Source organism: Erwinia aphidicola (assembly GCF_024169515.1).
Taxonomy (GTDB): Bacteria; Pseudomonadota; Gammaproteobacteria; order Enterobacterales; family Enterobacteriaceae; genus Erwinia; species Erwinia aphidicola.
Window position 1 is genome coordinate 347,000 of the sequence record NZ_JAMKCQ010000001.1, and the last position, 26,976, is coordinate 373,975.

Annotated in this window: 26 protein-coding genes; 8 read left to right on the forward strand and 18 right to left on the reverse strand. The window is 56.9% G+C overall.

What is annotated here, in order from left to right; translation table 11 throughout:
- Positions 1-7 precede the first annotated feature (7 nt).
- The 4 genes from J2Y91_RS01480 to zipA all read right to left on the reverse strand — a co-directional run bounded on the left by J2Y91_RS01480 (position 8) and on the right by zipA (position 4,841).
- On the reverse strand, positions 8-1,477 hold the full coding sequence (locus J2Y91_RS01480; RefSeq protein WP_133623121.1) for a PhoPQ-activated pathogenicity-related family protein: 1,470 nt from the start codon (positions 1,475-1,477) through the stop codon (positions 8-10).
- Between the two features lie 107 nt (positions 1,478-1,584).
- On the reverse strand, positions 1,585-1,797 hold the full coding sequence (locus J2Y91_RS01485; RefSeq protein ID WP_048915272.1) for a DUF3820 family protein: 213 nt from the start codon (positions 1,795-1,797) through the stop codon (positions 1,585-1,587).
- Between the two features lies 1 nt (position 1,798).
- A complete protein-coding gene (gene ligA / locus J2Y91_RS01490) occupies positions 1,799-3,811 on the reverse strand; it encodes an NAD-dependent DNA ligase LigA (protein WP_133623120.1) in 2,013 nt (670 codons plus the stop codon).
- Positions 3,812-3,881: 70 nt separating this feature from the next.
- Positions 3,882-4,841, reverse strand: a complete 960-nt coding sequence (gene zipA, locus J2Y91_RS01495) for a cell division protein ZipA (RefSeq protein ID WP_133623119.1) — start codon at positions 4,839-4,841, stop codon at positions 3,882-3,884.
- Between the two features lie 220 nt (positions 4,842-5,061).
- On the opposite strand from zipA, the gene cysZ reads away from it, so the two are divergent.
- From cysZ to crr, 6 genes are all read left to right on the forward strand, one after another.
- Complete coding sequence (cysZ, locus tag J2Y91_RS01500; RefSeq protein ID WP_133623118.1) at positions 5,062-5,823, forward strand: sulfate transporter CysZ; 762 nt, start codon at positions 5,062-5,064, stop codon at positions 5,821-5,823.
- A 297-nt stretch (positions 5,824-6,120) separates the two neighbouring features.
- Entirely contained in the window at positions 6,121-7,092 is a 972-nt protein-coding gene (cysK, locus tag J2Y91_RS01505) for a cysteine synthase A (RefSeq protein WP_048915268.1), read from the forward strand.
- A gap of 10 nt (positions 7,093-7,102) precedes the next feature.
- Entirely contained in the window at positions 7,103-7,354 is a 252-nt protein-coding gene (locus J2Y91_RS01510) for a hypothetical protein (protein WP_208864921.1), read from the forward strand.
- A gap of 129 nt (positions 7,355-7,483) precedes the next feature.
- Complete coding sequence (ptsH, locus tag J2Y91_RS01515; RefSeq protein ID WP_048915267.1) at positions 7,484-7,741, forward strand: phosphocarrier protein Hpr; 258 nt, start codon at positions 7,484-7,486, stop codon at positions 7,739-7,741.
- Between the two features lie 213 nt (positions 7,742-7,954).
- Positions 7,955-9,682 carry a phosphoenolpyruvate-protein phosphotransferase PtsI gene (ptsI, locus tag J2Y91_RS01520; RefSeq protein WP_048915266.1) on the forward strand — a complete coding sequence of 576 codons (1,728 nt, stop codon included), beginning with the start codon at positions 7,955-7,957 and terminating at the stop codon, positions 9,680-9,682.
- A 42-nt stretch (positions 9,683-9,724) separates the two neighbouring features.
- Positions 9,725-10,228 (forward strand): PTS glucose transporter subunit IIA, encoded by a 504-nt coding sequence (gene crr / locus J2Y91_RS01525; protein ID WP_012440843.1) that lies wholly within the window; start codon positions 9,725-9,727, stop codon positions 10,226-10,228.
- Between the two features lie 71 nt (positions 10,229-10,299).
- On the opposite strand, the gene J2Y91_RS01530 is transcribed toward crr, so the two are convergent.
- The 12 genes from J2Y91_RS01530 to J2Y91_RS01585 form a co-directional block, all read right to left on the reverse strand.
- Positions 10,300-10,995 carry a GntR family transcriptional regulator gene (locus J2Y91_RS01530; RefSeq protein ID WP_133623117.1) on the reverse strand — a complete coding sequence of 232 codons (696 nt, stop codon included), beginning with the start codon at positions 10,993-10,995 and terminating at the stop codon, positions 10,300-10,302.
- 20 nt (positions 10,996-11,015) lie between these two features.
- On the reverse strand, positions 11,016-12,368 hold the full coding sequence (locus J2Y91_RS01535) for an ATP-binding protein (RefSeq protein WP_133623116.1): 1,353 nt from the start codon (positions 12,366-12,368) through the stop codon (positions 11,016-11,018).
- The gene (locus J2Y91_RS01540; RefSeq protein ID WP_048915263.1) at positions 12,365-13,045 is read right to left on the reverse strand and encodes a response regulator transcription factor; all 681 of its coding nucleotides are present in this window, start codon (positions 13,043-13,045) and stop codon (positions 12,365-12,367) included. Before J2Y91_RS01540 ends, J2Y91_RS01535 begins: the two co-directional genes overlap by 4 nt.
- A 162-nt stretch (positions 13,046-13,207) precedes the next feature.
- Positions 13,208-14,086, reverse strand: coding sequence for a cysteine synthase CysM (gene cysM, locus J2Y91_RS01545; RefSeq protein ID WP_133623115.1), 879 nt, complete (start codon positions 14,084-14,086; stop codon positions 13,208-13,210).
- Positions 14,087-14,162: 76 nt separating this feature from the next.
- Positions 14,163-15,251, reverse strand: coding sequence for a sulfate/thiosulfate ABC transporter ATP-binding protein CysA (gene cysA / locus J2Y91_RS01550; RefSeq protein WP_133623114.1), 1,089 nt, complete (start codon positions 15,249-15,251; stop codon positions 14,163-14,165).
- Positions 15,241-16,116: a sulfate/thiosulfate ABC transporter permease CysW gene (gene cysW, locus J2Y91_RS01555; RefSeq protein WP_048915260.1), complete on the reverse strand. Its 876-nt coding sequence runs from the start codon at positions 16,114-16,116 to the stop codon at positions 15,241-15,243. Before cysW ends, cysA begins: the two co-directional genes overlap by 11 nt.
- Positions 16,116-16,949: a sulfate/thiosulfate ABC transporter permease CysT gene (gene cysT, locus J2Y91_RS01560; RefSeq protein ID WP_048915259.1), complete on the reverse strand. Its 834-nt coding sequence runs from the start codon at positions 16,947-16,949 to the stop codon at positions 16,116-16,118. Before cysT ends, cysW begins: the two co-directional genes overlap by 1 nt.
- Positions 16,950-16,951: 2 nt before the next feature.
- Positions 16,952-17,965, reverse strand: a complete 1,014-nt coding sequence (locus J2Y91_RS01565) for a sulfate ABC transporter substrate-binding protein (RefSeq protein WP_133623113.1) — start codon at positions 17,963-17,965, stop codon at positions 16,952-16,954.
- A gap of 225 nt (positions 17,966-18,190) precedes the next feature.
- On the reverse strand, positions 18,191-19,084 hold the full coding sequence (locus tag J2Y91_RS01570) for a Dyp-type peroxidase (RefSeq protein WP_133623112.1): 894 nt from the start codon (positions 19,082-19,084) through the stop codon (positions 18,191-18,193).
- Between the two features lie 116 nt (positions 19,085-19,200).
- Entirely contained in the window at positions 19,201-19,824 is a 624-nt protein-coding gene (locus J2Y91_RS01575) for an RpoE-regulated lipoprotein (protein ID WP_048915256.1), read from the reverse strand.
- A 69-nt stretch (positions 19,825-19,893) separates the two neighbouring features.
- The gene (locus J2Y91_RS01580) at positions 19,894-20,340 is read right to left on the reverse strand and encodes a DUF2919 domain-containing protein (RefSeq protein ID WP_099753437.1); all 447 of its coding nucleotides are present in this window, start codon (positions 20,338-20,340) and stop codon (positions 19,894-19,896) included.
- A 228-nt stretch (positions 20,341-20,568) separates the two neighbouring features.
- A complete protein-coding gene (locus J2Y91_RS01585) occupies positions 20,569-20,994 on the reverse strand; it encodes a GNAT family acetyltransferase (RefSeq protein WP_048915254.1) in 426 nt (141 codons plus the stop codon).
- Positions 20,995-21,201: 207 nt separating this feature from the next.
- Here J2Y91_RS01585 and amiA point away from each other — a divergent pair, with 207 nt between their 5' ends.
- Together amiA and hemF are read left to right on the forward strand one after the other, a co-directional pair.
- On the forward strand, positions 21,202-22,080 hold the full coding sequence (gene amiA / locus J2Y91_RS01590; RefSeq protein WP_133623111.1) for an N-acetylmuramoyl-L-alanine amidase AmiA: 879 nt from the start codon (positions 21,202-21,204) through the stop codon (positions 22,078-22,080).
- Positions 22,081-22,127: 47 nt separating this feature from the next.
- Complete coding sequence (gene hemF, locus J2Y91_RS01595; RefSeq protein ID WP_133623110.1) at positions 22,128-23,036, forward strand: oxygen-dependent coproporphyrinogen oxidase; 909 nt, start codon at positions 22,128-22,130, stop codon at positions 23,034-23,036.
- Positions 23,037-23,074: 38 nt separating this feature from the next.
- Here the strand turns inward: hemF and maeB are convergent, their stop codons facing one another.
- Positions 23,075-25,354 carry an NADP-dependent oxaloacetate-decarboxylating malate dehydrogenase gene (maeB, locus tag J2Y91_RS01600; RefSeq protein ID WP_099753434.1) on the reverse strand — a complete coding sequence of 760 codons (2,280 nt, stop codon included), beginning with the start codon at positions 25,352-25,354 and terminating at the stop codon, positions 23,075-23,077.
- A gap of 562 nt (positions 25,355-25,916) precedes the next feature.
- A complete protein-coding gene (locus J2Y91_RS01605) occupies positions 25,917-26,879 on the reverse strand; it encodes a sugar-binding transcriptional regulator (RefSeq protein WP_048915250.1) in 963 nt (320 codons plus the stop codon).
- Positions 26,880-26,976: the final 97 nt, after the last annotated feature.

The window sequence follows — 26,976 nt, forward strand, 5'->3', positions numbered from 1 at the left end:
CCCCTCTTTATTCCTGACTTTCCCCCAGGCCACGTCCCGGCAGCGTCTTACAGGCCGGGCCATTCTCCGCTGGCGCAACCGTCGGATATTTATCATCCGGAGTAATATAGACCGGCGTTGTGGCAACAAAACCATCTGCGAAGATGGCTTCAACGTAGGTTGCCTGCCAGCCTTTCTCCGGTGATGCTAATTTGATATTCAGCGATTCGCTAATCGGCAGCGCTTCTGCCTGGTATTCAATCTGACAGGAGTGGCGGAAATCACGCGCTTCCGGGTTTACTGCCTGCCAGAGCTTAAGCTCTTTGGGTGACTCGGAGAATGTTACTTTTAGCTGGCTCTCCTGCAATGCCGTTGTTACCACCGGCAGCGGCTGCGACTGCTGGATTCGATTCACAAAATGGGTTAATGACTGCTCGGCGAAGTCACGGATACCTGCATGCCCGCTGTTGGGTGCCATACGCAGGGATTTTTGCCCCGGCAGCTGGTCAAAGTAGAAACGGCTATTATCAGGGACATAGAAGTCATCACCGCTGGCATTGATAATATATTTAGGGATCTCCAGACGCTGACCGTACGCGCTGTCTTTATATTCCAGCGGGTCTTCAATTTTCATTAACTCAGCAAACTGTGGCGTTTCCACGCTGGTATCCACCCCTTTTTGGAAATAGGGATAAAATGCCACTGGCCAGTTATTACCATAGCTGCGATACATATGCTTTAGCGCAGGGCGAATACCCAGTAAATCAATGGCAAACGGTGCAATAGCCTCAACGCGAGGATCGGCTATCGCCGCCAGCCATGTGGTCCAGCCGCGTTTTGAAATACCGGAAACAATGAATTTTTTCACCTGCCACTCATCAAGCTCGCGCTCTGCCAGATTCATCACCTGCGACACCGTGGCCGCCATCGGTACGTGCAGCGGGATCGTTGGCGTTGCCTGCGGATCTTGCATAAAAATAGACCAGCTGTGCGCCACGCTGTCATCTTCCGCTTTAGCCTGCGCATCGTTAGCGTAAGTGAGAAGCTGATTCGGGACATTGCTGACTGAGACAATAATCGAGCGGGTATTACGCGCCAGCGAGGCTAATTTCTCTCTGGTCATATCGGTTGAGGCTTTGGCCGGCTTACCCGGTTCGGGATTATTGGTGCCGTTATTAATAAATACCACCGCCCGGGCGGAAAGCGCATTCTGCGGAATATAGATATCAACATCGTGCTGCCATACTGCAGGCTGAACCAACCCTGCCGGTGACCAGGACTGAGAGTTGAGTGAATAGTGGCGCAGTTCCAGCTGCTCGAGATTTTCGCTGCCTAGCCAGTGGTAGTCCAGCGGTTCGGATGCCAGCGCTGCACGATAGCAGGGGATAACACTGCTGAAGCTGTCTTGCGGATTACCACAATCAGCCCAGGCAGCGGTAGAGCAAGCAGCGCCGGTGAGGCCAGCCAGAGTAAGAATATAAGCACTTAAACGCGGCATTAACGTTCCTTTTAGCTAAAATCATCATTAGCTGACGATGATATCGCGTAAAAAGTGCCAGTTGCCGCATGGCTAAGGTTGTTTAAGGTGCAAATCAACTGTTTAAGCTAGCGCTTAAGCGGTTTCACCAGCCCTTCCAGACCTTCGATTTTAATCGCCAGCGCGATCTGCATCAGCTCCCCCAGATGCCCCTGCGGGAACTCATCTTTACGCGCAAACCACAGCAGATACTCTTCCGGCAGGTCGATCAGCACCCGCCCTTTGTATTTGCCGTAGGGCATGACGGTATTGGCGATCTCAATCAGGTGTTGTTTTTCCATGTCACTCGCCCAGTAAGCGGATCATTTCTGCTTCGTCGATCACCTCAATCCCCAGCTCCTGCGCTTTGACCAGCTTGGAGCCGGCGGCTTCCCCGGCAATCACCAGATCGGTTTTCTTCGACACGCTGCCGCTGACTTTCGCCCCCAGCGCCACCAGCCGGTCTTTCGCTTCGTCGCGCGAGAGAATGCTGAGCGAGCCGGTCAGCACCACGGTTTTCCCGGCGAACGGGCTGTCGATCTCTTCGGCTTTCACCACTACCACTTCCGGCCAGTGGATGCCGGCTTTCTCGACCAGCAGGCGGATCACCTCACGGTTGCTCTCTTCATCCATAAAGTTACGCACGTGGCTGGCGACCACCTTGCCCACGTCCGGTACGGCGATTAACGCCTCCAGATCGGCGGCCATTAACGCCTCCAGGGTACCGAAATGCGCGGCGAGGTTAGCAGCGGTGGCTTCACCAACTTCACTGATGCCCAGCGCATAGAGGAAGCGGGCAAAGGTGGTTTGTTTAGCTTTCGCCAGCGCGTCGACGACGTTCTGTGCCGACTTCGGCCCCATACGATCCAGCCCGGTCAGCTTGCCGGGGGTGAGATCGAACAGATCCGCCGGATTTTTCACGTACTCTTTATCCACCAGCTGGTCGATGATCTTCTCGCCCATGCCGTCGATATCCAGCGCCCGGCGCGACACAAAGTGTTTAAGCGCCCCTTTGCGCTGCGCGCCGCAGATCAGACCGCCGGTACAGCGGGCAACGACCTCTCCCTCAACGCGCTCAACGTCCGAGCCGCAGACCGGGCAGTGCGTCGGGAACTGCACTTCACGCGCCTGTTGCGCGCTCTCCACCACGCTGACCACCTGGGGAATCACATCACCCGCGCGACGGATCACCACGCGGTCACCAATCTTCAGGCCGAGGCGTTCAATTTCATCGGCGTTATGCAGCGTGGCGTTACTCACCATCACGCCCGCGACCAGCACCGGCTCCAGGCGCGCTACGGGAGTAATCGCGCCGGTGCGGCCCACCTGGAATTCAACGTCGCGCACCACGGTCATCTGCTCCTGCGCCGGGAATTTAAACGCCACCGCCCAGCGCGGTGCGCGTGCCACAAAGCCGAGCTGCTCCTGCAGATCGAGCGAATCGACTTTGATCACCACGCCATCGATATCAAAGCCGAGATTCGGGCGGTCGGCCTCCACCTGATGGTAAAACGCCAGCACTTCTTCCGCGGTGTGGCACAGGCGCACGCGTTCACTGACCGGTAATCCCCAGGCTTTAAACTGCTGCAAGCGCCCGATATGGCTACGCGGCATGTCACCGCCTTCCAGCAGGCCAAGACCGTAGCAGAAGAAGGTCAGCGGGCGTTTGGCGGTGATACGCGGGTCAAGCTGGCGCAGCGACCCGGCGGCGGCGTTACGCGGGTTGGCGAACACCTTATTGCCGGTGCGGCGCGCTTCGTCGTTCATCTTTTCGAAGCCAGGCTGCGGCATAAACACTTCGCCGCGCACTTCGACGCGGGCTGGAATATTCTCCCCGCGCAGGCGCAGTGGGATGGCGCGAATAGTGCGCACGTTAGCCGTGATATTTTCGCCAGTGGTGCCGTCGCCACGGGTGGCAGCGCGCACCAGTTCGCCGTTCTCATACAGCAGGCTGACCGCCAGTCCGTCGAGCTTCAGCTCGCAGCAGAAGGTGATCTCATCCACGCTTTTCAGGCGATCCTGCACGCGCTTGTTAAATGCCAGGTAGCTCTCTTCATCAAAGGCATTATCCAGCGACAGCATGGGCACTTCATGACGCACCTGCTCGAAGGCGCTTAATGGCGCAGCCCCGACGCGCTGGGTCGGGGAATCGCTGGTGATGAGTTCAGGATGCTCAGCTTCCAGCGCGCGCAGCTCCGCCATCAGACGGTCATATTCCGCATCGGGGACTTCGGGGGCATCAAGCACGTGGTACTGGTATTCGTGGTGGCGAAGCTGGGTTCGCAGATGGGTGAGTTGTTGTTGTACGGATTCCATAGCGGCACCATCAAAGATAAAAAACCCCCGAAGACGGGGGTTTGGGAAGAGTTCGATTATAGCGGGAAACTCAGAGGCTGTTAGCGTCAATAACGTCGCGGATGCGCGCCTTGTAAGTTTCCAGCTTTTGCGGCGTCATCATGCGGCGTTCATCATCCAGCACCACGCCACCAACATCGTCGGCGATGCGCTGTGCGGATTGCAGCATCAGCTTGAAATTCTGATGGGCATCACCGTACGACGGCACCATCATAAAGATAGAGACCCCCGGGGTGGAAAACTCGGACATGTTATCCGGGTTGAACGACCCTGGCTTGACCATATTCGCCAGGCTGAACAGGACCGGGCCGCTGCCCGCTGGGTTCAGATGACGATGGAAGATGTTCATTTCGCCAAACTGGAAGCCAGCCTGCAATACGCCCTGCAGCAGCGCTTCACCGTTGATCACGCCACCGGCGTGGGCCGAAACGTGCAGTACCAGAACGGTCTCTTTACGCCGCGCTTCTTCACGCTTCTGCTCAGCAATCTCTTCAACCGTCGGTTCCGTCACTGCTGGCTGCACAGGCGCAGCGGGCGGGCTAACAGGCTCACGCGTGACGGCCGGGCGAGCAGGCTCAGGCTGACGCACCGGCGCTGAAACTTCCGGTTCATCGTATTCAGGTTCCGGCGCGTGCGGCAACTCACCGCCAAACAGCGGATCCAGCTCTGGCTGCTCATCAATTTGTGGCTGATGACGCACAGGTTCTGGCTGCTGACGTGGTTTGGGCTGACGCGGCGGCTCATCCCCGGCATTAAATCCACCCAGGGAGGTGTCCGTTGGCTCAGGCTGGTTACGCTGTACGCGCACTTCACCCACGCCCTCTTCATCATCCTCGAACGCTTCTTCTCTGTCCTGCTTTAAACGCTTGTGCGGGCGATCGCGAAAAACCGATGAGCGCTCTTTACGGCTGGTCCACAAGCCGTGCAGTAAAAGCGCTATTATGGCGATCGCGCCAACAACGATTAATATCAGACGCAAATCCTGCATCATTGTATTCTCTGTTGTTCCAATACCTTGCCACCGCGGCAAACTTTATCCTCTAACTGTATTTGCCCGAGTACACAAGTGCAAGTCCGTGCAGTATTTTCTGACAAATATCACGTACCAGGTGTGCTTTTTTGCTGTTTTTTCGCGCAAAGGGCACCTGGTAAGTAGAAAAAGCTGGGTTATGATAGCCTCAGCCTGCCCGAATAATGGAGAAAAACCGTCCATGTCACATCACAATTCCGACCCCGCATACAACGGCGTGCACTATTTTGCTCAGGGATGGAAACTGATCCGCCTGCCTGGCATCCGTCGTTTTGTCATTCTTCCACTGTTAGTGAATATCGTCCTGATGGGTGGCGCCTTTGTCTGGTTGTTCCACCGCATGGGCCAGTGGATACCAGAGTTGATGGCGCTGGTTCCCGGCTGGCTTCAGTGGCTGAGCTATCTGCTCTGGCCACTGGTGGTGTTGTCGATCATTTTAGTCTTTAGCTACTTTTTCTCCACTATTGCCAACTGGATTGCTGCACCGTTCTGCGGGCTACTGGCGGAACAGCTGGAAGGAAGGTTGACCGGTAAACCGCTGCCGGACAGCGGCTGGAGCGGGCTGGTGAAAGATCTGCCGCGCATAATGAAGCGTGAATGGCAGAAACTGGCTTACTATCTGCCGCGTGCGCTGGTCCTGCTGTTGCTCTATTTTGTCCCAGGTTTTGGTCAAACCGTTGCACCGGTGCTGTGGTTCCTGTTTAGCGCCTGGATGCTATCGATTCAGTACTGCGACTATCCGTTTGATAACCACAAGGTCAGTTTCCGCCAGATGCGCTCTGCCCTGCGTCAAAATAAGACCGACAATATGCAGTTCGGCGCGCTGGTCAGCCTGTTTACCCTCATCCCTGTTCTGAATTTGGTGATCCTGCCCGTCGCCGTTTGCGGCGCTACCGCGATGTGGGTCGATCGTTACCGCGCGCAGCTGGCACTGCATCGCTAAACGTTCTCTCCCCCCGCTGATTGCAGCAGGCTCACGGCCAGGGATGGCCGTGCGGAAAGCAGCCCTCCCTCCTGAAACCTGTCATGGCGCGATGATATTCAACCCAATATTCCTGGTAAAACTTCAGTGTTCGCCCTCTGCGCATTGATTCCTCATGCTTACAGATGCCCCTTATGCCATTTCGGCAGGGCTTATTTCCAGCGAACATATCTATATACGATTTCTTCACTTCCTTGTGAAATTGAACAAGGTATGCTCTAAGCCAATCCCAAAATTTCAGACAGTTAAGGACAGGCTATGAGCAAGATCTATGAAGACAACTCTTTAACAATCGGTCATACGCCGCTGGTTCGACTGAACCGCATCGGTAATGGACGCATTCTGGCTAAAGTTGAATCGCGTAACCCTAGCTTTAGTATCAAATGCCGTATCGGTGCCAATATGATTTGGGACGCGGAAAAACGGGGAATTCTGAAACCGGGCATCGAACTGGTGGAGCCGACCAGCGGCAACACCGGTATTGCGCTGGCCTATGTGGCAGCAGCACGCGGTTATAAGCTGACGCTAACCATGCCGGAAACCATGAGCGTTGAGCGCCGTAAACTGCTGAAAGCACTCGGCGCTAACCTGGTGCTGACCGAAGGTGCGAAAGGCATGAAAGGGGCAATCAGCAAGGCAGAAGAGATTGTTGCCAGTGACCCGGATAAATTCGTGCTGCTACAGCAGTTCAGCAACCCGGCAAACCCGGAGATCCACGAAAAAACCACCGGCCCGGAAATCTGGGAAGATACCGATGGCGAAGTGGATGTCTTTATTGCCGGTGTTGGTACCGGTGGCACCCTGACCGGGGTGAGCCGCTACATCAAAAACACCAAAGGCAAAAAAGACCTTATCACCGTGGCAGTGGAACCGACCGACTCGCCGGTCATTGCTCAGGCAATTGCTGGTGAAGAGATCAAACCTGGCCCGCATAAAATTCAGGGTATCGGCGCTGGCTTCATTCCTGGCAACCTCGATCTCAACCTGGTTGACCGCGTGGTCGCCATCACCAATGAAGAGGCGATCTCCACCGCACGTCGTCTGATGGAAGAGGAAGGTATTCTTGCCGGTATCTCTTCCGGGGCAGCCGTTGCTGCCGCGCTGAAACTGCAGGAAGACGAGGCGTTCGCCAACAAAAATATCGTGGTAATCCTGCCCTCTTCCGGCGAGCGTTACCTGTCAACCGCCCTGTTTGCGGACCTGTTTACTGAGAAAGAATTGCAGCAGTAATGCCGGCTGGATGAAATTGTCTGAAAAAGCACCCGAACGGGTGCTTTTTTGTGGACTGCGTCAAACTTTTGTCACCCTGCAGATTGATTTTACCCTCGTGTGTCTGGTATTTAGACTGCCAATTATTTCGATCCGTAAAATTAATCGCGGCGTGAACTGGATCAAGCTGAATCGATTTACTGGTTTGGCGCTGAAAGGTAATCGCGGCATAATGGTAGGCGGAAAAGCGAGGCGGAAATCCCGGATTTTCACTCAATCTTAACTCCACCTTACCAGCGCATTTTTTGGCCAGTCTTCATACCATGCCAGCGCGACTCAATACAGGCTAAAGTCATGCCCCCAGGCTAGACTTTGGATCAACAACACCAAACCATGAAGTTGGGGAAACATAATGTTCCAGCAAGAAGTCACCATTACCGCACCAAACGGCCTGCACACTCGTCCAGCAGCTCAGTTCGTTAAAGAAGCGAAAGCCTTCTCTTCCGAAATCACCGTTACTTCTAACGGCAAATCTGCCAGCGCCAAAAGCCTGTTCAAGCTGCAGACGCTGGGTCTGACTCAGGGCACCGTTGTTACCCTGTCAGCAGAAGGCGAAGATGAGCAGAAAGCCGTTGAGCATCTGGTTAAACTGATGGCTGAACTCGAGTAATCAGCACACTTTCCAGCTGTCCAGCGCAGTGTTTCAGGACAGATGATTGCAATATTGATCGCGGACAGTACGTCCGCGATGTTGCTTTCGTAAAGTAGCCGAAAGTAGTCAACTCACATTGCATTCTGTTCCGGCTCGCTGAGTGGATCAACCGATGCAGTCATCTGGGCTACTTTGCTTCAGATGATTATCAGAGAAAGAAAAGGTAGGGTTATGATTTCAGGCATTTTAGCATCACCGGGTATCGCTTTTGGCAAGGCGCTTCTGCTGAAAGAAGATGAGATTATCATCAACCGGAAGAAGATTACTGCCGACCAGGTCGATCAGGAAGTTCAGCGTTTTCTTGATGGTCGTAAAAAGGCTGCCGTGCAGCTGGAAGCGATCAAAATCAAAGCCGGGGAAACCTTCGGTGAAGAGAAAGAAGCGATCTTCGAGGGGCATATCATGCTGCTGGAAGATGAAGAGCTTGAGCAGGAAATCATTGCCCTGATTAAAGACGAGCATGCCACAGCGGATGCCGCTGCCTTTTCCGTGATCGAAGGCCAGGCGAAAGCGCTGGAAGAGCTCGATGACGAATATCTGAAAGAGCGTGCTGCCGACGTCCGTGATATCGGTAAACGCCTGCTGCAAAATATCCTTGGTCTGCATATCGTTGACCTCAGCGCTATCAACGAAGAAGTTCTACTGATCGCGAAAGATCTGACGCCATCAGAAACCGCGCAGCTGAACCTGAATAAAGTGCTTGGCTTTATCACCGATATCGGTGGCCGCACCTCACACACCTCGATTATGGCCCGCTCACTTGAGCTGCCCGCTATCGTAGGTACCGGCGATGTGACCAACCAGGTAAAAAACGACGACTTCCTGATCCTCGATGGCGTTAATAACCAGGTGTACGTGAATCCAACGCCTGAGAAAATCGAAGAGCTGAAAGCGGTCGCTCACCAGTATCTCAGCGAGAAAAACGAGCTGGCGAAGCTGAAAGATCTGCCTGCCGTGACGCTTGACGGTCACCAGGTTGAAGTCTGCGCCAACATCGGTACCGTACGCGACGTGGCCGGTGCAGAGCGCAACGGCGCGGAAGGCGTAGGTCTGTACCGCACCGAGTTCCTGTTTATGGACCGTGACTCACTGCCAACCGAAGAAGAACAGTTCCAGGCGTATAAAGCCGTCGCGGAAGCTGTGGGTTCTCAGGCGGTGATCGTGCGTACTATGGATATCGGCGGTGACAAAGATCTGCCGTACATGAACCTGCCGAAAGAAGACAACCCGTTCCTCGGCTGGCGCGCAATCCGTATCTGCATGGACCGCAAAGAAATTCTGCATGCCCAGCTGCGCGCGATCCTGCGTGCCTCCTCCTTTGGCAAGCTGCGCATCATGTTCCCGATGGTGATTTCCGTTGAAGAAGTACGCTTCCTGAAAGCCGAACTTGAAACGCTGAAAGCTCAGCTGCGTGCTGAAAGCAAATCCTTCGATGAGAGCATTGAAGTCGGCATTATGGTGGAAACCCCTGCCTCGGCCGTTATCGCTCACCATCTGGCAAAAGAAGTTGATTTCTTTAGTATTGGGACAAACGACCTGACGCAGTATACTCTGGCCGTGGATCGTGGTAACGACCTGATTTCCCATCTCTACAACCCAATGTCTCCTTCCGTTCTGACGCTGATTAAGCAGGTTATTGATGCTTCTCATGCCGAAGGCAAGTGGACTGGTATGTGCGGTGAGCTGGCAGGCGACGAACGTGCTACACTACTGTTATTGGGAATGGGGCTGGACGAATTCAGCATGAGTGCCATTTCTATCCCACGCATCAAGAAAATTATTCGTAATACGAATTTTGAAGATGCGAAGGCATTGGCAGAGCAGGCTCTGGCTCAACCGACAGCGGACGAGTTGATGAACCTGGTCAACAAGTTCATTGAAGAAAAAACACTCTGCTGAAGCCTGACACGCTGGCCCAATATTACTGCTTAGGAGAAGAACATGGGTTTGTTTTCAAAACTTTTTGGCGATAAGTCAGATTCCGCATCTGGTGCCATTGAGATCGTAGCACCGCTGTCTGGCGAAATCGTTAATATCGAAGATGTACCGGACGTCGTGTTTGCGGAGAAAATTGTTGGCGACGGTATCGCTATCAAACCTACTGGCAATAAAATGGTTGCGCCGGTCGATGGCACCATCGGTAAGATTTTCGAAACCAATCATGCTTTTTCCATCGAATCTGACAATGGCATTGAGCTGTTCGTCCACTTCGGTATCGATACCGTTGAGCTGAAAGGCGAAGGCTTCAAGCGCATCGCTGAAGAAGGCCAGAAAGTGAAAAAAGGCGACGTCGTGATTGAGTTCGATCTGGCTCTGCTGGAAGAGAAAGCAAAATCGACGCTGACGCCAGTGGTGATCTCCAATATGGATGAGATCAAAGAGCTGGTTAAGCTGACGGGTAGCGTTGTAGTGGGTGAAACTCCGGTTATCCGCATCAAGAAGTAACGCTATCGTTAACGTCAAAAGCCCCCCGCAGGCAGCTGCGGGGGGCTTTTTTTTATGCCAGTGATACCGGGTTAAGAGCTGGAGAGCAGCGCATCACGCAGGCTGAGGGCATTCAGCGGGGTGTCATCCAGATCCAGCTGGTGCTCCAGCTGAAGCAGGTGCTCATTCATCATCGCCTGAGCATCTGCCACCTCCCCTGCTTTCAACGCGTTAATCACTGCACTGTGCTCCTGACACTGACAGGCGGGGCTGTCATTGCGCTGATACAACGCCACGATTAACGAGCTGCGCACCATCAGGTTTTCCAGCATCTCAATCAGTACCTGATTATCGCTGATCCTCGCCAGCAGCAGGTGGAACTGGCTCAGTTCACGCACGATATCACGGCGATCTTCACCGGCGATGGCGCGCTTTTCCGCCTGCATATGGGCATCGATTTCGGCCTGATGGCACGCCAGTTTTTCGGGGGTAATTGCGGCAATCATTGCGCCTTCAATCGCTCGACGGGCAATAAACACTTCTCTGGCCTCACGCGCCTGCGGCCGTGCAACCCGCGCGCCGCGATTTGGCGCGATCGTCACAATTTTCTGAAGCGCCAGCCGCTGCAGCGCGGCCTGGACGTGATTGCGATTGGCCGATAACGCCTCCACAATTTGTGACTCAACCAGACGTACTCCCGGTTTTAACCGATGCTGTGCAATAGCCACTGATAACGCATCGACTATGCGCTGCACTTCCTGTTGTCTGGCGCTGCTCACACCGCTCATGACGTTTCCTCTTTAAATACTTATACCACCCAGTGCGGCAGGCGAAGAGTGATTTCCAGTCCGCCGTCACGGGCATTCATTGCGCTGACGTCACCCCGATGGGCCGCCACGACTTTACGCACGATGGATAACCCAAGGCCATAGCCTTTACCTGAAAGGGGCGAGTTTACGCGCACAAACGGGTCGAAAATGCTGGAAAGCTTATCCGCCTCCACCCCCGGCCCGCGATCGCGCACGCTGATAATCAGCCAGCCCTGCTCCTGGCGCAGGTTTATCTGCACCTGCTGGCCTTGCAGCGAGAAGCGCAGCGCATTACGCACCACATTCTCCACCGCCGAGCGGATCAGATTAGCATCCCCTTTGACGGTGTAATCCTGCTGCTCATCAGCGTACAACAGGATTTCAACGCCGGGAACCTGTGCTTCATAACGCGCATCGTTCGCCACCGCTTCCAGCAGCCCCAGCAGGTCGAAATACTGCTCATCCGGCAGCGCCTGATGCTCTGCTCGCGACAGCGTCAGCAATTCGCCGATCATTTTATCCAGGCGCCGGGCTTCTTCATCAATGCGGTCGAGCGAAGCACCAACCGATTCCGGCGTCTGGCGCGCCAGCCCGGTCGCCAGCTGCAAACGTGCCAGCGGTGAGCGCAGCTCGTGCGAGACATCGTGCAGCAGCTCCTCACGGGCGCTGACCAGCACCGACAGGCGCTCGACCATGGCATCAAAGTCCTGCGCCACCACCGACAGCTCATCGTGGCGGCGGCGCATCTGCGGGAACAGACGCACCGAAAGGTCACCTTTTGAAACGCGGGCAAAGCCGGCGCGCAGCTGGCGCATCGGGCGCGTCAGGTTCCAGGCAAGGATCAGGCTGAACAGCAGGCCACACACCATGCCGACGATAAACAGCGGTTCCGGCATGTTCAGGATGCTGTGAGGATGCCTGCCCATGGAGCTGTCAGCGCGCAGCCCCGCCACGTCGTAGCTCAGCTGATACTGGCGGCCATCGGCCCCTTTGACCCACTCCGTTACCTCTTTGGGAAACTCACCCGGCCCCAGATCGCGGTTGAGTTCATCGCGCGGCTGAAGCTGCGGCGGCGGTGACGCCACCACTTTGACCGAGAAGAAACGCCGGTCGTTAGGCGGCCAGTCGACCATCATATCGTTCAGCGCCTCCATCCCGCCGCGCTGCAGCACCGAGACGGCCGACGTCATCTGCAAATTAACGATGCGCTTAGTGGCCATGTTTTCTGGCGGCTCATGATGCTTGCCATATAAGCTAAAACCCAGCCAAAGCAGCTGGGTAATAGCGATATAGGTGAGCCAGAAGCCGATCAGGATCTTCCAAAACAGGAAGCCGCGGAAGCCGGTTTTCATCGGATACGGTAGCCGATACTGCGCACCGTCTCAATATTGATGGTGTCATGGGTCAGCGCGGCCAGCTTCTGGCGGATATTACTGATATGCACGTCCACGCTGCGGTCGTAAGCTTCACGCGGGCGGCCTAACCCCTTTTCAGAGAGTTCATCTTTCGACACCACGCGGTCCGGCGAGCGCAGCAGCAGGTCCAGCAGGTTGAACTCCGATGCCGTCAGGTCAAAGGGCTTTTGCTGCCACTCGCTGATGCGCGTGGCCGGATTAAGCGTCAGCTCGCCCCAGGCGATAACATCTTTATTCTCAATAACCACGGGCTGCTCCTCCACGCGGCGCAGCACCGCCCGCAGGCGCGCCACCAGCTCGCGCGGGTAGCATGGCTTCGGCATATAGTCATCCGCACCCATCTCAAGGCCGATCACGCGATCGATGTTGTCGCCCTTGGCGGTCAGCATAATCACCGGCAGGCGGCTGTTCTGTCGTACCTGGCGCAGCACGTCAATCCCACTCATATCCGGCAGCATAATATCAAGGATCATCGCGTGGTACTGGCCAGATAGCGCCCCATCCACGCCCGCTTTGCCGGTCAGAACCAGCGAGGCGTCAAAACCTTCCGCAATCAGATACTGACTGAGCATGGTGCCCAATTCGAGGTCGTCATCGACCAGTAAAATTTTCATACAGGATCTCTCAATGATATAGCCGCCATTTTCGCCTTAAACCGACGAATTAGCAGCCGCTTTTACCCAATCCTTACAGTCTAACAAAGGCGGAAAAAAGGGGCGGAAGGATTTGATAGGCGTGGCGCCAGAAGGTTCTGCCGCCGTTGAGAAAAAGGGAGGCTAATAGACGCCGGTTGAGAGGTAGCGGTCGCCGCGATCGCAGATAATCGCCACGATGACGCTGCCGGGCTGTTCACGCGCAATACGTAGCGCTCCCGCCACCGCGCCGCCGGAGCTGACCCCGCAGAAGATGCCTTCGCGCTGTGCCAGCTGGCGCATCGTCTCTTCGGCTTCCTGCTGTGACATATCGATCACCCGATCTACCAGCTCAGGACGGAAGATGCCCGGCAGATAGGCGGCAGGCCAGCGGCGAATGCCGGGAATGCTGCTGCCTTCCGAGGGCTGCAGCCCGACAATCTCCACCGAGCTACTCAGCTCTTTCAGATACCTGCCGACGCCGGTAATGGTCCCGGTGGTGCCCATGCTGGAGACAAAATGGGTCAGGCGGCCAGCGCTCTGCTGCCAGATTTCCGGCCCGGTCGTCTGATAATGCCCGAGCGGGTTATCCGGGTTGTTAAACTGATCCAGCACTTTGCCTTCCCCGCGTGCCGCCATCGCGGCGGCCAGGTCACGCGCGCCCTCCATGCCCTGCTCGCGGCTGACCAGAATCAGCTCGGCACCGTAGGCCTTCATCGCCGCCTGGCGCTCAATGCTCATATTCTCCGGCATCAGCAGCTTCAGCACATACCCTTTCATCGCGGCGATCATCGCCAGCGCGATACCGGTATTGCCGCTGGTCGCTTCAATCAGCACGTCGCCGGGGCGAATTTCCCCGCGCAGCTCAGCCTGATGGATCATCGACAGCGCAGCACGGTCTTTCACCGAACCAGCGGGATTATTTCCCTCCAGCTTTAGCCAGATTTCGCTGCCGTTGTCCGGCGCCAGGCGCTGCAGCTTAATCAGCGGCGTATTGCCGATGGTATTTTCGAGTGTGGTCAAGGTGTGATTCCCGGCATGAAATGAGAGAGGCCGGAATTACCCAGCCTCTCTCCAAAAGATGTCAGCACAAAAAATATCAGGCGCTCTGCGCAAAGGCAACAGGGCGTAACGGCGTATCGCCGTGATACAGGCGCGCGTGCTGCAGGCCGACGAACAGGCGCTCACCGCGGATCGGTGCAACCTGGTCCCCTTCCATGACCACGGTAATCGGCTCACCGCTCCACTCTGCGGGCTGAACCACCAGCTGCCAGTAATGCCCACGCGGACTGACTTCAAGAATCTGCACCGGCAGCGGCGTTTCCAGGCTGCTCTGACGGCTGACGTTAATCTCCCACGGGCGCAGGAACAGCTCAACCGCTCCCTGATGCGCCGGCGCGTAGCCCAGCGGCCAGTGATGGGCACCAACATGGAACTGGGAGCCGTGCACTTCGCCGTCGAAGCGGTTCACTTCACCGAGGAACTCCAGCACAAAACGGGTGGCCGGATCGCGCCAGACGTCGTCCGGCGTGCCCACCTGCTCAATGTTGCCCTGGCTCATCACCACCACGCGGTCGGCGACTTCCATCGCTTCTTCCTGGTCATGGGTCACGAAGACGCTGGTGAACTTGAGTTCTTCATGCAGCTGACGCAGCCAGCGGCGCAGCTCTTTGCGCACCTGCGCATCCAGCGCGCCAAATGGCTCATCCAGCAGCAGGATCTGTGGCTCAACGGCCAGCGCACGCGCCAGCGCCACACGCTGCTTCTGCCCGCCTGACAGCTGTGCCGGATAGCGGCTGGCAAGATGCCCCAGCTGCACCATCTCCAGCAGGCGGGTGACCTTCTGCTTAATTTCTGCTGCTGACGGGCGTTCGCGGCGTGGCAGCACCGACAGGCCAAAGGCGATATTGTCGAACACCGTCATATGGCGGAACAGCGCGTAGTGCTGGAACACAAAGCCGACCTGGCGATCGCGGGCATGCACGCGGCTGACATCCTTCCCGTGGAAGCTCAGGCGCCCGCTGTTCTGGTTTTCCAGCCCGGCGATAATACGCAGCAGCGTGGTTTTGCCGGAGCCAGACGGCCCCAGCAGCGCCACCATTTGCCCGGAAGGGATATCCAGGGAAATATCGTTCAGGACTTTCGTCTTGCCGAAGGATTTATTGATGTTACCGATCTCAATGCTCATGGTTCCCCTCCCGTTGCAAGCGCTTCTGCTGGCTCTCTAACCGCCACTGCACCGCACTTTTCAGAAACAGCGTCACTATCGCCATCAGAGTCAACAAGCCCGCGGCGGTAAATGCGCCCACGCTGTTGTAGTCCTGATGCAGTAATTCAACCTGTAATGGCAGCGTGTAGGTCTCGCCGCGAATCGATCCCGATACCACCGAGACCGCACCAAACTCACCAATCGCACGGGCGTTGGTTAACACCACGCCATAAAGCAGCGCCCAGCGGATATTGGGCAGCGTCACGCGCCAGAACATTTTCCAGCCGGAGGCGCCCAGCAGCACCGCCGCTTCATCTTCGTGCGAGCCCTGGCTCAGCATCACCGGCACCAGTTCGCGCACCACAAACGGACAGGTGACAAATATGGTGACCATGGCCATGCCCTGCCAGGAGAACATCAGCTGGATGTTATGGGCATCCAGCCAGCCGCCTGCCGGGCCGTTCACGCCCCAGAACAGCAGATACATCAGCCCTGCCACCACCGGCGACACGGCGAAAGGAATATCAAACAGCGTCAGCAGCAGCTGGCGACCGGGGAAGCTAAAACGCGTCACCAGCCAGGCCAGCAGGGTTCCGAACACCAGGTTGACCGGCACCGCGATCAGCGCAATCAGCACGGTCAGCCAGATCGAGTGCAGCATATCGGCATCGCCAAGATTGCTCAGCGTGGCCATCAGCCCCTCAGAAAATGCGGTAGTGAAAATTGCCACTAAAGGCACCACCAGCAGCAGCAGGGAGATCAGCATCCCCAGGCCAATCAGGATCCACTTACCCCACTGAAAGCGGGTACGATCTGCCCCTTTAAAATCGGTAACGTCTGCCATTAGTGGCCTCCAATACGACGGCCAAAGCGGCTCTGCAGGGTGTTAATCGCAAACAGCAGCAGCAGCGAGGCGGCGAGGATAACCGAGGCAATCGCGCTGGCTGCCGGATAATCGAACTCCTGAAGGCGCACAAAAATCATCAGCGAGGTCACTTCGGTTTTCCACGCGATATTCCCGGCGATGAAGATCACTGCGCCAAACTCGCCGAGGCTGCGGGTGAACGACAGCGCGGTTCCGGCCAGCAGCGCCGGGCCAACTTCCGGCAGCACCACGCGGCGGAAGCTCTGCCACGGCGTCGCGCCTAAGGTTTCAGCCGCTTCTTCATACTCTGGTCCTAACTCTTCCAGCACCGGCTGCACGGTACGCACCACAAACGGGATACTGGTAAACGCCATCGCCACGGCAATACCGAGCCAGGTGTAAGAGACTTTAATATCGAACTGCGCCAGCCACTGACCGTACCAGCCGTTGACCGAGAACAGCCCGGCCAGCGTCAAACCCGCTACCGCGGTTGGCAGCGCAAACGGCAGGTCCATCAGGCCATCAAGCATGGCGCGGCCCGGGAAGCGGTAGCGCGTCAGGATCCATGCCATCAGCATGCCAAACAGCGCGTTGAAGAGGGATGCCACACCGGCAGCCAGCAGGGTCACTTCATACGCTGCAACCACCTGCGGGTTGGTGATCACTTCCCAGTACTGCGCCAGCGTCATCTGCGACAGCTGCATCAGCAGCGCGCTGATCGGCAGCAGCAGGATCAGACAGGTGAAAAACAGGCTGCTGCCAAGGCTGATGCCAAACCCGGGCAGTACGCGCTTACTACTGGTTGCAAACATCTTTAACGCCCCGCCGCTAACAGCTTATCCAGCTCGCCACCGCTGACGAAATGGGTTTTCATCACGTGATCCCAGCTTCCGAAAGACTCCTCAACCTTAAACAGGTTGGTCTGCGGGAAGCGATCTTTCTGTTCGGCCATCAGCTGCGGATTATTCACCCGGTAGTAAAACTGGGTCATTATCTGCTGTGCCTTCGGCGTGTAGAGATAGTTGAGATAGGCTTTGGCCGCGTCTTCGGTTTTGTTGTGTTCGACATTTTTATCGATCCACGCCACCGGGAACTCCGCCAGAATATTGGTTTTCGGTACGATCACTTCATAACCGTCTTTCGCGTACTGGTTGCGGATGGTGTTCACCTCCGACTCAAAGCTGATCAGCACATCGCCCAGCCCGCGCTCCACAAAGGTGGTGGTGGCCCCGCGTCCGCCGGTATCAAACACTTCGACGTTTTTCAGAAACTGGGTCATCGACTTTTCGGTTTTGGCTTTATCCTGGCCATCGGACCGATCGAAAGCCCCCCACGCGGCCAGGTAGGTATAGCGCGCATTACCGGAGGTTTTCGGATTCGGGAAAATCAGCTTCACATCGTCACGCACCAGGTCGTTCCAGTCGTGGATGTTCTTCGGGTTACCTTTACGCACCAGGAAGGCCATGGTGGAGTAAAACGGCGAGCTGTTATTCGGCAGGCGCTGCTTCCAGTCGGCCGGGATCAGGTTGCCTTTGTCATGCAGGATCTGCACGTCCGTGGTCTGATTGTAGGTCACCACGTCCGCCTTTAGCCCCTGCAGGATTGCCAGCGCCTGCTTGGAGGAACCGGCATGGGACTGTTTTATGGTCAGGGTGTCGCCCGGATGCTGCTGCGCCCACTGCTGCTCAAACGGTGCATTCAGGGCGGTAAACAGCTCGCGTGACACATCATACGAACTGTTGAGAAGTTCTGTGGCCTGCGCGCCTGTTGCCAGCAGTATAGAAAGTGCGGTAGCGCTCACTAATTTTTTAACCGTCGGTAACGTCATATTGCACCCTGAAAGATTGCCCGCCAGCCAGGCCATAAGAGCGTTCAGTTTATTTATAACCCGGGTGAAAGCTGTAGCGGTTTTATATACCGTTTGGTGCTTTGCAAGTAGAAAACGCTATAAGGGTATGGAATTGGTTATGCAGGGGATGGGAAATGAAGGTCGGGGCGGGTCATGACCCGCCCGGTCCAGGCATGCCTGGACCCTACGCGTGGCTAACTGACATTACAACGCCGCTAGCTGCTCCAGCGACGGTGCATAGAAGTAGCTGCCGCTGACCGGCTTGGTGAAGCGCAGCATCGCATCGAACTTGCCGTCGGTTTCGCCGAACATGCTCAGCAGCTGCTGCTCAATGTTATGCAGCGTATGGCAGTAGGCGAGGAAAAACAGCCCGTTGGTGCCGCTGGCCGTGCCGTACGGCAGGCTCTGACGCAGGATCTTCAGCCCTGCCCCGTTCTCCTTAAGGTCAACGCGCGCCACGTGTGAGGTCACCGGGCGGGCATCCCCTTCCAGCTCTTCATTACTGACTTTGGTACGGCCCATGATCTGCTGCTGCTTATCCACCGTCAGGCGGTTAAACATTTTCAGATTGTGCTGCCAGCGTTGGCTGAACACGTAGCTACCACCCGCATTATCGCCCGCGGCAATAATCGCCACCTGCTGGCGCTTTTCACCCTGAGGGTTTTCAGTGCCGTCAACAAAGCCGCTCAGATCGCGGTCTTCCGTCCAGCGGAAGCCGTGCGTCTCTTCGGCAATGCGCAGGGTGTCACCAAAGGCCGCGAGCGCAGCCTGGGCAAGGCTAAAGTTAACATCGTGACGCAGCGACTGAATATGGATCAGCAGGTCGCGCTGGGTGGCGGGGGCCATGCCCTTGCCCAGCGGCAGGAAATCTTTCAGCTCGCTGACCTGTGACGGATTGAGGTCGCTCCACAGGCCGTTGCCAAAAGCCATCACGGCACCGAGGCCGGCATCCGGGTACTGCTGCTGCAGTGCTGCTAACTGCTGTAAGAAGTTCGTCACGGCGCGGCGCAGAACGGCAATATCGCCCGCCACCATGGCTTCAAGGTAAATAGCAAAACGGCGATGCTCTAACAAAATGCCGCTCTGGAAATGGGACATACTGCTCTCCTGGCGTTCAGGTTATTTCTGCTCGATTTTGCGCCGTATCATACCTTAAATCGTACCGCCAGGAGACTATTTATACGCAGTATTACTGGGGTCTTTGTCGCCAGGCGTTAGCGGCGCCAGATAATTTTGCTCAGCTTCCAGCTTTTCAGCGCATCGTCAGACGGCATCAATCCTTCCGGCCCGTGCCATTCGCCGCTGAACTGGTAGCTGATGTGCTGGCTGCCCGGCGCCTTACACTCCACGCTGGCGCTGTCGCCTGCGCTGGTCTGCTGGCAGGCGCCAAACGCTTTGCTGTAGAGATCGCTGAATGGCGTGCCGATCTTAACGCCGCTCTCAGTGGCCACATCGCTGTCGCTGACCTCAATCTGGTTAACGGTCGTCTGCCCCGTCAGCACCATCTTGACCTGTTTGTCGCTGTCCAGCGCCTGCCAGAAGTGCACGATATTGCCGTTGGCGGTGCGCATCCCCTGGCGCAGCTGATAGTTGCCGCTCAGGCCATCCTCTATCGCCTCCTGCTGCATGGCGGTGCTGCCATTGACTTTACCCACGCCCTGCTCGCTCACCTGCAGCGAAGAACTAAACCAGTGCGTGGGGGACAGGCTGGACCACGACCAGGAAATCGGATTCCACCAGGTGGATGACGAGGCGCTTTGCGGCTGCGAAGAAGAGGAACCGGCGCAGCCAGCCAGCATGATGGTGGCGATTAACAGCGCCGGGCGAAAAGTTTTCATGACAACTCCAGTGAATAAACGGGGTCCTTAATTACCTGCTTGGAGTACCGGCAGGCAAAAAAGTTTTATTTAATGATTTTTTGCCGGGTCGAAGCAGTCGCGCAGCCGTGGGGAGAACAGCAGCGCCAGCAGCGCAAGACCATCCAGCAGCGTCACCATCAGCAGCAGTTCGGAGAGCGGATCCTCTTCCTGCCACTGCATCAGCAGCGGCGCCAGCATCGTCACCGCCAGCGTGATAATCAGCACCCAGCGCCAGGCCTGCCACAGGCGCGGCAGGCGCTGACGATAACCGGTCAGCAGCAGGCCAATGGCGGCTGGAATGCCAAAACCCAGGCCAAGCCAAAACGAGTGAGTATCCGGGTAGAATAGCTCCAGCAGCTGCGTGCCCTGCTGGCGCGACGCACCGGCCATAACAAACATCACCCAGGTGCGGGCCTGCAGCAGTAAGATTGCCCAAAAGCTCAGCGGCAGTCGCAGCTGGCCTTTGGCGTCGTAATCATCAGGGGAATAATTCACATTAATTACTTAACAAATCAGGCACCGTATTCCTCAAAATCATTGGCGTTGTGGCAAGGCAGCAAAAGCGTGACAACTCGCTCAATGAGCGAGTTGAACAGCGCCTGCGCTGGCCCGCAGGGTGAGCTTCATCAATGAAGCTCATAATCCCGATGAGCTTACATAAGTAAGTGATTCGGGTGAAGGCTTGCCGCTAACGCCGCCACGGCGTCAAGGATGACGAGGGATTTAATACTCGCGGTCTTCAATCAGACGCTTGCCAAGCAGCAGGCTGTCCTGAGTTTCATAATCCAGCTTTTCGTAAAAGCCCGCTACCGCATCGTTCTCTTCGCGCACCATCACATTGATTTTTGGGCAGCCGCGCGCAATCAGTTTTTTCTCCAGGCGATTAATCAGCGCGTTGGCAAAGCCACGGCCCTGATAATCAGGATGCACGCCGAGATAATAGGCAGAGCCGCGATGTCCGTCGTAGCCGCCCATCAGCGTGCCAACGATCTCGCCCCCCACCACCGCCACCAGGAACAGGTCCGGGTCGTGATTGAGCTTACGCTCGATATCCATTTCCGGGTCATTCCACGGACGTAACAAATCGCAACGCTCCCAAAGGGTGATCACTTCTTCAAAATCATCTTGTCGGAATGCGCGGATTTCCATGGGATATACCTGATGTTAAGGCTAATTTGCTGATTATCACGCTTTCTTCTGCAGGTGCAAGTCTGTTAACGCACCTGAAAGAAAAAAAACGGCTGTTGTGCAATTAGTCTGCTGAAATAACTGGTAAAAACCTGAAATAGTTCCCCCCTCGCTGTCGACGCATTGTTACGATATAACACTAAGCACTTAATGCTTCAGGATCTTCTTATGAAAAAGATTTCTCAGCTGACGCCGCTCACCAGCCGCCGTCAGCTTCTGCTCTCCGGCCTGGCGCTGGCGCTGCTGGCGAACAGACCGGCCCGCGCAAAACAAGAAGAGGCCACGCTGCGGGGCAGTTCAGTTCTGCCGAGGCCGGTTTCTCCACCGCCGCCGCGCGCGAAAAACGCTAAACGTATCGTGATGATTGACCCCGGCCACGGCGGGATTGACTCCGGCGCGGTCGGTCACGAAGGCTCGGAGGAGAAGCACGTGGTGCTGGAGATCGCCAACCATATTCGTCACCTGCTGGGTGACCATCCGCGTATTGAAGTGCGCCTGACGCGCGAAACCGATCGCTTTATTCCGCTCGGCGAGCGCGTGGAGATCGCCCATCAGCACGGTGCTGACCTGTTTATGTCGGTGCACGCCGACGGGTTTACCAGCCCGAGCGCTAACGGCGCCTCGGTCTTCGCCCTCTCAAATCGTGGCGCCAGCAGTACCATGGCACGCTACCTCTCCGAGCGTGAAAACGCGGCAGATGACGTCGGCGGCGTCAAAGTGGCGGCGAAAGATCACTATCTGCAGCAGGTGCTGTTCGACCTGGTGCAGACCGATACCATTAAAAATAGCCTGACCCTCGGCAAGCATGTGCTGAGCCAGATCCGCCCGGTACACCATCTGCACAGCCAGCACACCGAGCAGGCGGCGTTTGCGGTGCTGAAGTCGCCCTCCATCCCGTCAGTGCTGGTGGAAACCTCATTTATCACCAACCCTGACGAGGAGCGCCTGCTCGGCACCACCGCGTTTCGCCAGAAAATTGCCGGGGCGATCGCCGACGGCATCGTCAGCTTTTTTGACGAGTATGATGCGACCAGGCGCACAGGCTGAGCCAAATGGCGTATAATCCGCGCGTCTTTTTGCCACAGGATTTGCTGATGAACACTCCGGATATCGCCCAGGTTAAGCAATTTTTACTCCACCTGCAGGATGAAATTTGTCGCAAACTGGCTGCCGCCGATGGCGGGGCTGAGTTTGCTGAAGACAGCTGGGATCGCCCAGGTGGCGGTGGCGGGCGCAGTCGCGTACTGCGCCAGGGTCGGGTGTTCGAGCAGGCTGGCGTTAATTTTTCTCACGTCCACGGTGATGCAATGCCGGCTTCCGCTACCGCTCACCGCCCGGAGCTGGCGGGACGCAGCTTCGAGGCGATGGGCGTATCGCTGGTGATCCATCCGGAAAATCCCTATATCCCGACCAGCCACGCCAACGTGCGCTTCTTTATTGCCGAGAAGCCGGGCGCCGACCCGGTGTGGTGGTTTGGTGGCGGTTTCGATCTGACCCCTTATTACGGCTTCGAAGAAGATGCGGTGCACTGGCATCAGACCGCTGCCGACCTGTGTCAGCCATTCGGCGACGATCTCTATCCACGCTATAAAAAGTGGTGCGATGACTATTTCCATCTCAAGCACCGCAACGAGCAGCGCGGCATTGGCGGGCTGTTCTTTGACGACCTGAACACCCCGGATTTCGACCAGAGCTTCGGCTTTATGCAGGCGGTAGGCAATGGCTTTAGCGACGCCTATCTGCCGATTGTCGAGCGCCGCAAGGCGATGCCGTGGGGCGAACGCGAGCGCGATTTCCAGCTCTATCGCCGCGGGCGCTACGTCGAGTTTAACCTGGTATGGGATCGCGGCACGCTGTTTGGCCTGCAAACCGGGGGCCGCACGGAATCGATCCTGATGTCGATGCCGCCGCTGGTGCGCTGGGAATATGACTATCAGCCGCAGCCGGGCACGCCGGAAGCCGCGCTGTACAGCGATTTTATCGTTCCCCGCGAGTGGATCTAAATGAAGTGGCCGGGCATCACACCCGGCCTTTTTGAGGATCAGAGCGGTGCGGTTTGCGCCTCCACCACCGCCAGCGCCACCATATTGACGATGCGCCGCACCGAAGAGATCGGCGTCAGCACGTGGACCGGTTTGGCAATCCCCATCAGTACCGGGCCAACCGTCACGCCGTCGGAGCAGGAGACGCGCAGCAGGTTGTAGCTGATACGCGCTGCCTCTACGTTCGGCATAATCAGAATGTTGGCCGAGCCTTTTAGCGGGCTGTCCGGCATCAGATCCTGGCGAATACTCTCCACCAGCGCGGCGTCGCCGTGCATCTCCCCGTCGATTTCCAGATCTGGCGCACGCGCCTTCACCAGCGCCAGCGTGTCACGCATCTTGCGGGCGGCGGGCGCATCGGAAGCGCCAAAGCTGGAGTGCGACAGCAGGGCGACTTTAGGCTCAATGCCGAAGCGGCGCACGGTTTCTGCCGCCATCAGCGTCAGCTCGGCCAGCTGTTCCGGGGTCGGGTTTTCGTTGACGTAGGTATCGGCAATAAAAGTATTGCCGCTCGGCAGCTCCAGCGCATTCATCGCTCCGGCGACTTTCACATCCGCACGGAAGCCAAACAGCTTCTCCACAATGTCGTAATGCTGCTTGTAGTCGCCGACGGTGCCGCAGATCAGCGCGTCGGCTTCACCGCGATGAACCATAATCGCGCCAATCAGCGTCGGATTACCAATCACCGCCCGCTGCGCCTGCTGCGGTGAAACGCCGCGTCGCTTCATGATCTGGTAATACTCGTTCCAGTACTCTTTGAAGCGCGGATCGGATTCGTTGTTCACCACCTCGAAGTCTTTGCCCGCCTCAATTTTCAGCCCCAGCTTCTGCAAGCGCATCTCGATCACGCTTGGGCGACCAATCAGGATCGGTTTTGCCAGGCCGAGCGTCACCAGCTCCTGCGTGGCGTGCAGCACGCGCGCCTCCTCCCCTTCGGCCAGCACCACCCGCTTCGGATCCTTACGCGCCTGCGAGAACACCGGTTTCATAAACAGGTTGGTTTTGTAGACGAACTCCATCAGCTTTTCGCGATAGGCATCGAAGTCGGCAATCGGCCTGCGCGCCACGCCGGACTCCATCGCCGCTTTCGCTACCGCCGGGGCGATCTGCACAATCAGACGCGGATCAAACGGTTTGGGGATCAGGTACTCCGGGCCAAACGACAGCTCCTGATCGCCGTAGGCCGAGGCAACCACGTCGCTCTGCTCCGCCAGCGCCAGTTCGGCAATAGCGTGCACCGCCGCCAGCTTCATCTCCTCGTTAATTGCCGTCGCGCCCACGTCGAGCGCCCCGCGGAAGATAAACGGGAAGCACAGCACGTTATTCACCTGGTTGGGGAAGTCCGAGCGGCCGGTGCAGATAATGGCATCCGGGCGCACCTCTTTCGCCAGCGGCGGCAGGATCTCCGGCTCCGGGTTGGCCAGCGCGAGGATCAGCGGGTCACGCGCCATCCGTTTTACCATCTCCTGAGTCATCACTTTTGGCCCGGAGCAGCCGAGGAAGATATCGGCATCGGCAATCACCTCGAGCAGGCTGCGCTTGCCGCTGTCGGCTACCGCATAGGCTGCCTTGGTCTGTTCCATGTTGGCGTCACGGCCCTGGTAGATCACCCCTTTTGAATCGCACACCACGATGTTGTGCTTCTGCATACCCAGCGCCACCAGCAGGTTAAGGCAGGCAATGGCAGATGCGCCGGCGCCGGAGACCACCAGCCGCACGTCGGAGATGTTTTTCTTCACCACGCGCAGGCCGTTAAGCACCGCGGCGGTACAGATGATCGCCGTGCCGTGCTGATCGTCGTGGAACACCGGGATATTCATGCGCTCGCGCAGTTTCTTTTCGATGTAGAAGCACTCTGGCGCTTTGATATCCTCCAGATTAATACCGCCAAAAGTCGGCTCCAGCGCCGCCACCACGTCGATCAGCCTGTCGGGATCCAGCTCGTCCACTTCGATATCAAACACGTCGATCCCGGCGAATTTCTTAAACAGTACGCCCTTCCCCTCCATCACCGGCTTACTCGCCAGCGCGCCGATATTGCCCAGCCCGAGCACTGCCGTACCGTTGGAGATCACCGCCACCAGGTTGGCACGGGCGGTGTATTTATCCGCCGCCAGCGGATCGGCGGCAATCTCCAGGCAAGGCGCAGCCACGCCAGGAGAGTAGGCCAGCGCCAGATCGCGCTGGGTGGCGAGCGGCTTAGTCGGGGAAACCTGAATTTTTCCCGGGACCGGGAACTGATGAAAATCGAGCGCACTCTGTTTTAACTGATCGTCCATTAGCAGGATCCTTTTCTTTTCTGAGGGTACAAACATCCCAGTATAGAAGGGGCGGACGGGGGAAAAACTTGAGGGAGTGCATAGAATTGGCAATCGCATGATAAGGGCCGATCGAAATAGAGGATCGCCCCCTACAGTAGGGGGTGACCCCTGAGGTATCCCCAGAAATAACCTCCATCGCTAAACGTCCGCAAACCGGTCTGAGCTCAGCCTGAGCACGCCGGAACGGCAAAAGACGCTCCCTGCGGGCCTCGGCACGCGGCATCCCTGCCGCGTGACGTCCGGCTTACCTCAGGCCAAGCTCATCCCCCACTCGCATCGTGCTCGCTGTAAGTTTTAAACCGCGACGCTGCGGCTTTGGGTGCAAGGAGGGAGGGCTGATTGCAGCAGGCCCACGGCCAGGGATGGCCGTGAGCCAGGCTACAGGGATGTATTCATGCCGGTGCGGAAAGCAGCCCTCCCTCCTGAAACCGGGCACCTGTCATCCCGCAACATTATTCAAATCAATTTTTGTGGGGATACATCAGGGGCTGACCCTCTTTTTCGCTCAGCCCGCGAAACATTATTTGGTCATATTCAATAACGTACGGATATTCTGTGCGGAAGTGGCAATGATATCGATCGCGCCAGTGCGCAATGCACCGAGAATCGCCATCGCTTTGGTGTTTTCGGAGGCGATGGCAATCACGCAGGGAATTTTACGCAGTTCATCAATGCTCAGGCCAATCACCCGATCGTTCATTACCGTATCCACATGCTGACCGTGCGCGTTGAAGAAGTCATAACCTGCAATGTCACCGATCACGCCCTGATTAAGGCTGGCATCAATGATCTCATGCGGGGTGAACCAGCCGAGCTTTACCATATAGCTATTTTCGTTCATATCGCCGATACCGACCAGTGCCACATCCGCCTTACGGGCGCGGTCCAGCGTCTCTTTAATGGTGCCGTTCTGCATAAAAGCCGCTTTCAACGCCCGGTTTTCCACATAGGCCGGGGCGTAAAGCGTTTCGCTGATCCCGCCAAATTTTTTCGCCAGGCGGCGGCTAATATGGTCGGCGTTGATGGCATCACCGGGACGGTGGGTGCCGCCAATGCCGCTGATAAAGTGGCAGCTGCGGGTGGGAACGCTGCCAGGGTGGTCCGCCACCGCCGCGATATTGCGCCCCTGCCCGACCGCCACCACCGCGTTGTCTTTTAGCGACTGCGACAGATGCATCGCCACCAGCGCTGCCACCTGACGGCGCTGCTCTTCTTCATCCTGATGGTCAAGGGCAATTAGCGCCCGCTGCAGCGGGAAGCGCTCCAGCAGCTGCTGCTCCAGCCGGGTACTGAACACCGGGTGATAGCGCACGTTAATCTCAACGATGCCCTCTTCTTTCGCCCGCTTGAGCAGGCGCCCCACTTTAATGCGGGAGATACCAAATTTACGCGCAATCTCTTCCTGGGTAATTTCATCCTGATAATATGCAACGGCAATTTCCGTCAGCAGTTCAGTGTCCTGAGATAGCGTGTTTTTTTCCATCCGGGCAGTCGTCTCTCTTGTCGGTTTGAGGTGCTGGCGCGGAAGAATTCACCGCGCCTCAGGCAACAATTTACACCATTTTTTACTTTGACCGGGC

Bases quoted from the DNA above. Each gene is read 5' to 3' on its own strand.
- J2Y91_RS01480 (WP_133623121.1), bottom strand. From the start codon at position 1,477: ATGCCGCGTTTAAGTGCTTATATTCTTACTCTGGCTGGCCTCACCGGC.
- J2Y91_RS01485 (WP_048915272.1), bottom strand. From the start codon at position 1,797: ATGGAAAAACAACACCTGATTGAGATCGCCAATACCGTCATGCCCTAC.
- ligA (WP_133623120.1), bottom strand. From the start codon at position 3,811: ATGGAATCCGTACAACAACAACTCACCCATCTGCGAACCCAGCTTCGC.
- zipA (WP_133623119.1), bottom strand. From the start codon at position 4,841: ATGATGCAGGATTTGCGTCTGATATTAATCGTTGTTGGCGCGATCGCC.
- cysZ (WP_133623118.1), top strand. From the start codon at position 5,062: ATGTCACATCACAATTCCGACCCCGCATACAACGGCGTGCACTATTTT.
- cysK (WP_048915268.1), top strand. From the start codon at position 6,121: ATGAGCAAGATCTATGAAGACAACTCTTTAACAATCGGTCATACGCCG.
- J2Y91_RS01510 (WP_208864921.1), top strand. From the start codon at position 7,103: ATGAAATTGTCTGAAAAAGCACCCGAACGGGTGCTTTTTTGTGGACTG.
- ptsH (WP_048915267.1), top strand. From the start codon at position 7,484: ATGTTCCAGCAAGAAGTCACCATTACCGCACCAAACGGCCTGCACACT.
- ptsI (WP_048915266.1), top strand. From the start codon at position 7,955: ATGATTTCAGGCATTTTAGCATCACCGGGTATCGCTTTTGGCAAGGCG.
- crr (WP_012440843.1), top strand. From the start codon at position 9,725: ATGGGTTTGTTTTCAAAACTTTTTGGCGATAAGTCAGATTCCGCATCT.
- J2Y91_RS01530 (WP_133623117.1), bottom strand. From the start codon at position 10,995: ATGAGCGGTGTGAGCAGCGCCAGACAACAGGAAGTGCAGCGCATAGTC.
- J2Y91_RS01535 (WP_133623116.1), bottom strand. From the start codon at position 12,368: ATGAAAACCGGCTTCCGCGGCTTCCTGTTTTGGAAGATCCTGATCGGC.
- J2Y91_RS01540 (WP_048915263.1), bottom strand. From the start codon at position 13,045: ATGAAAATTTTACTGGTCGATGACGACCTCGAATTGGGCACCATGCTC.
- cysA (WP_133623114.1), bottom strand. From the start codon at position 15,251: ATGAGCATTGAGATCGGTAACATCAATAAATCCTTCGGCAAGACGAAA.
- cysW (WP_048915260.1), bottom strand. From the start codon at position 16,116: ATGGCAGACGTTACCGATTTTAAAGGGGCAGATCGTACCCGCTTTCAG.
- cysT (WP_048915259.1), bottom strand. From the start codon at position 16,949: ATGTTTGCAACCAGTAGTAAGCGCGTACTGCCCGGGTTTGGCATCAGC.
- J2Y91_RS01565 (WP_133623113.1), bottom strand. From the start codon at position 17,965: ATGACGTTACCGACGGTTAAAAAATTAGTGAGCGCTACCGCACTTTCT.
- J2Y91_RS01570 (WP_133623112.1), bottom strand. From the start codon at position 19,084: ATGTCCCATTTCCAGAGCGGCATTTTGTTAGAGCATCGCCGTTTTGCT.
- J2Y91_RS01575 (WP_048915256.1), bottom strand. From the start codon at position 19,824: ATGAAAACTTTTCGCCCGGCGCTGTTAATCGCCACCATCATGCTGGCT.
- J2Y91_RS01585 (WP_048915254.1), bottom strand. From the start codon at position 20,994: ATGGAAATCCGCGCATTCCGACAAGATGATTTTGAAGAAGTGATCACC.
- amiA (WP_133623111.1), top strand. From the start codon at position 21,202: ATGAAAAAGATTTCTCAGCTGACGCCGCTCACCAGCCGCCGTCAGCTT.
- hemF (WP_133623110.1), top strand. From the start codon at position 22,128: ATGAACACTCCGGATATCGCCCAGGTTAAGCAATTTTTACTCCACCTG.
- maeB (WP_099753434.1), bottom strand. From the start codon at position 25,354: ATGGACGATCAGTTAAAACAGAGTGCGCTCGATTTTCATCAGTTCCCG.
- J2Y91_RS01605 (WP_048915250.1), bottom strand. From the start codon at position 26,879: ATGGAAAAAAACACGCTATCTCAGGACACTGAACTGCTGACGGAAATT.